Origin of the sequence: Pseudomonas sp. 06C 126, from assembly GCF_001855215.1 — a bacterium.
In the GTDB taxonomy this organism is placed as follows: Bacteria; Pseudomonadota; Gammaproteobacteria; order Pseudomonadales; family Pseudomonadaceae; genus Aquipseudomonas; species Aquipseudomonas proteolytica.
The window spans coordinates 1-3,084 of sequence record NZ_MIFU01000142.1 but is presented as its reverse complement, the minus strand read 5'-3'; the positions used below and the strand labels follow the sequence as shown (position 1 = coordinate 3,084).

The following is a 3,084-nucleotide window of genomic DNA, read 5'->3' as shown; positions in this document are numbered from 1 at the left end:
TCGTTCTTTAAAAATTTGGGTATGTGATAGAAAGATAGACTGAACGTTACTTTCACTGGTAACGGATCAGGCTAAGGTAAAATTTGTGAGTTCTCTTAGTTGAGAAATTCGAATTTTCGGCGAATGTCGTCTTCACAGTATAACCAGATTGCTTGGGGTTATATGGTCAAGTGAAGAAGCGCATACGGTGGATGCCTTGGCAGTCAGAGGCGATGAAAGACGTGGTAGCCTGCGAAAAGCTTCGGGGAGTCGGCAAACAGACTTTGATCCGGAGATGTCTGAATGGGGGAACCCAGCCATCATAAGATGGTTATCTTACGCTGAATACATAGGCGTAAGAGGCGAACCAGGGGAACTGAAACATCTAAGTACCCTGAGGAAAAGAAATCAACCGAGATTCCCTTAGTAGTGGCGAGCGAACGGGGACTAGCCCTTAAGTGGCTTTGAGATTAGCGGAACGCTCTGGAAAGTGCGGCCATAGTGGGTGATAGCCCTGTACGCGAAAATCTCTTAGTCATGAAATCGAGTAGGACGGAGCACGAGAAACTTTGTCTGAATATGGGGGGACCATCCTCCAAGGCTAAATACTACTGACTGACCGATAGTGAACTAGTACCGTGAGGGAAAGGCGAAAAGAACCCCGGAGAGGGGAGTGAAATAGATCCTGAAACCGTATGCGTACAAGCAGTGGGAGCCCACTTTGTTGGGTGACTGCGTACCTTTTGTATAATGGGTCAGCGACTTATTTTCAGTGGCGAGCTTAACCGAATAGGGGAGGCGTAGCGAAAGCGAGTCTTAATAGGGCGTCTAGTCGCTGGGAATAGACCCGAAACCGGGCGATCTATCCATGGGCAGGTTGAAGGTTGGGTAACACTAACTGGAGGACCGAACCGACTACCGTTGAAAAGTTAGCGGATGACCTGTGGATCGGAGTGAAAGGCTAATCAAGCTCGGAGATAGCTGGTTCTCCTCGAAAGCTATTTAGGTAGCGCCTCATGTATCACTGTAGGGGGTAGAGCACTGTTTCGGCTAGGGGGTCATCCCGACTTACCAAACCGATGCAAACTCCGAATACCTACAAGTGCCGAGCATGGGAGACACACGGCGGGTGCTAACGTCCGTCGTGAAAAGGGAAACAACCCAGACCGTCAGCTAAGGTCCCAAAGTTATGGTTAAGTGGGAAACGATGTGGGAAGGCTTAGACAGCTAGGAGGTTGGCTTAGAAGCAGCCACCCTTTAAAGAAAGCGTAATAGCTCACTAGTCGAGTCGGCCTGCGCGGAAGATGTAACGGGGCTCAAACCATACACCGAAGCTACGGGTATCATCTTCGGATGATGCGGTAGAGGAGCGTTCTGTAAGCCTGTGAAGGTGAGTTGAGAAGCTTGCTGGAGGTATCAGAAGTGCGAATGCTGACATGAGTAACGACAATGGGTGTGAAAAACACCCACGCCGAAAGACCAAGGTTTCCTGCGCAACGTTAATCGACGCAGGGTTAGTCGGTCCCTAAGGCGAGGCTGAAAAGCGTAGTCGATGGAAAACAGGTTAATATTCCTGTACTTCTGGTTATTGCGATGGAGGGACGGAGAAGGCTAGGCCAGCTTGGCGTTGGTTGTCCAAGTTTAAGGTGGTAGGCTGGAATCTTAGGTAAATCCGGGATTCTAAGGCCGAGAGCTGATGACGAGTTACTCTTTGAGTGACGAAGTGGTTGATGCCATGCTTCCAAGAAAAGCTTCTAAGCTTCAGGTAACCAGGAACCGTACCCCAAACCGACACAGGTGGTTGGGTAGAGAATACCAAGGCGCTTGAGAGAACTCGGGTGAAGGAACTAGGCAAAATGGCACCGTAACTTCGGGAGAAGGTGCGCCGGTGAGGGTGAAGGACTTGCTCCGTAAGCTCATGCCGGTCGAAGATACCAGGCCGCTGCGACTGTTTATTAAAAACACAGCACTCTGCAAACACGAAAGTGGACGTATAGGGTGTGACGCCTGCCCGGTGCCGGAAGGTTAATTGATGGGGTTAGCTAACGCGAAGCTCTTGATCGAAGCCCCGGTAAACGGCGGCCGTAACTATAACGGTCCTAAGGTAGCGAAATTCCTTGTCGGGTAAGTTCCGACCTGCACGAATGGCGTAACGATGGCGGCGCTGTCTCCACCCGAGACTCAGTGAAATTGAAATCGCTGTGAAGATGCAGTGTATCCGCGGCTAGACGGAAAGACCCCGTGAACCTTTACTATAGCTTTGCACTGGACTTTGAATTTGCTTGTGTAGGATAGGTGGGAGGCTTTGAAGCGTGGACGCCAGTCTGCGTGGAGCCAACCTTGAAATACCACCCTGGCAACTTTGAGGTTCTAACTCAGGTCCGTTATCCGGATCGAGGACAGTGTATGGTGGGTAGTTTGACTGGGGCGGTCTCCTCCTAAAGAGTAACGGAGGAGTACGAAGGTGCGCTCAGACCGGTCGGAAATCGGTCGTAGAGTATAAAGGCAAAAGCGCGCTTGACTGCGAGACAGACACGTCGAGCAGGTACGAAAGTAGGTCTTAGTGATCCGGTGGTTCTGTATGGAAGGGCCATCGCTCAACGGATAAAAGGTACTCCGGGGATAACAGGCTGATACCGCCCAAGAGTTCATATCGACGGCGGTGTTTGGCACCTCGATGTCGGCTCATCACATCCTGGGGCTGAAGCCGGTCCCAAGGGTATGGCTGTTCGCCATTTAAAGTGGTACGCGAGCTGGGTTTAGAACGTCGTGAGACAGTTCGGTCCCTATCTGCCGTGGACGTTTGAGATTTGAGAGGGGCTGCTCCTAGTACGAGAGGACCGGAGTGGACGAACCTCTGGTGTTCCGGTTGTCACGCCAGTGGCATTGCCGGGTAGCTATGTTCGGAATAGATAACCGCTGAAAGCATCTAAGCGGGAAACTAGCCTCAAGATGAGATCTCACTGGAACCTTGAGTTCCCTGAAGGGCCGTCGAAGACTACGACGTTGATAGGTTGGGTGTGTAAGCGCTGTGAGGCGTTGAGCTAACCAATACTAATTGCCCGTGAGGCTTGACCATATAACACCCAAGCAATTTGACTACTC

At 51.1% G+C, this 3,084-nt stretch carries 1 rRNA gene; it reads left to right on the top strand.

Features of this window, described 5'->3' with window-relative positions:
* The first annotated feature begins 164 nt into the window (after positions 1-164).
* Positions 165-3,058: ribosomal RNA gene (locus BHC62_RS26160) — 23S ribosomal RNA — on the top strand.
* Positions 3,059-3,084: the final 26 nt, after the last annotated feature.